The 985-nt window shown below is 51.4% G+C and carries 1 protein-coding gene and 1 pseudogene; one reads left to right on the top strand and one right to left on the bottom strand.

The window, feature by feature from the left end; translation table 11 throughout:
- A pseudogene (locus C457_RS19940) lies at positions 1-165 on the bottom strand (IS701 family transposase); the annotation flags it as partial.
- A gap of 442 nt (positions 166-607) precedes the next feature.
- On the opposite strand from C457_RS19940, the gene C457_RS00030 reads away from it, so the two are divergent.
- A partial coding sequence (locus tag C457_RS00030) for a ParA family protein (RefSeq protein WP_008090854.1) occupies positions 608-985 on the top strand: 378 nt, incomplete at its 3' end.

Below are 985 nucleotides of genomic sequence, written 5' to 3'. Positions count from 1 at the left end.
GTCTCCAGCTGGAAGGACTTCGCGTGCGATGCCTGCCACGGTCTTGTTGCTGGCCGCAACAAGACCTGTGGCGTAGGTTTTCGCGTGCTGACGTTGTGCGGGTGACAGCGACTCGAACTCGTCGAATACACGCGTGCACGACAAGAAGTCCGTAATCGGCATCATCCGTGTTCGCTACCGCCTACGTCACGATCCTACTTCAACGTTCAAAGCTGAGTCAATGAATCACTGAGTCACAGATTCCATGAAGTATTGTATGCCGGGAGCAGGAGATCAAAGAGTCCATGATTCACTGAGTTGCTTAGCGTCATGGAGGGCATAGAGTCCCTGACTCATAGATTCATTGAGTCACTGAATCAGTGAGTACCTGAAGTATTGAATTGTGGCCTCAGGAACACGAGACTCGCATCACGAGATCATTGAATCAATGAATCAGTGAAGTACTGATTTCGTGACTCATTGAGTCAATGACTCAAAGATAGTACTCAAAAAGAGAGGATTGCGCCCCTCAGCCCATCAAACGACGATGTTCGGCAGAATAGCATTGAGAGAGATACAACTGAGTGTCTGACATGGATTTATGAGTCATTGATTCAATGATCGAACCATGGCTGAGACACCTCGTGGATGGGGCGTCACCCCATCGACTGGCATCCCCACGATCGCCTTCGGCAATCAAAAAGGCGGGACAGGAAAAACAACGGCGACGATCAACAGTGCCGCGGCGCTGGCCACTCGCGACCACGATGTTCTTGCAATCGATATGGACCCACAAGCCGACATGACGAAAGGGCTTGGACTAGGTCCAGGCGACGACAACGATCCATCAAGCCCGAAGAACGAACTCCCCAACACACTAGTCACCGATGACGAGAACCTGCTCGACGTCCTCGTCGACAATCCGCGCACGCACGATACTAGTCTTTCAGAAATCGTGATCGAAGCCGACGAGTACGACCATCTGAACTTCGATCTGATACCCAGT

This window comes from Haloferax prahovense DSM 18310 (genome assembly GCF_000336815.1).
GTDB lineage: Archaea > Halobacteriota > Halobacteria > Halobacteriales > Haloferacaceae > Haloferax > Haloferax prahovense.
The sequence above is the reverse complement of the archived record's forward strand: the minus strand, read 5'-3'. Positions and strand labels throughout refer to the sequence as shown.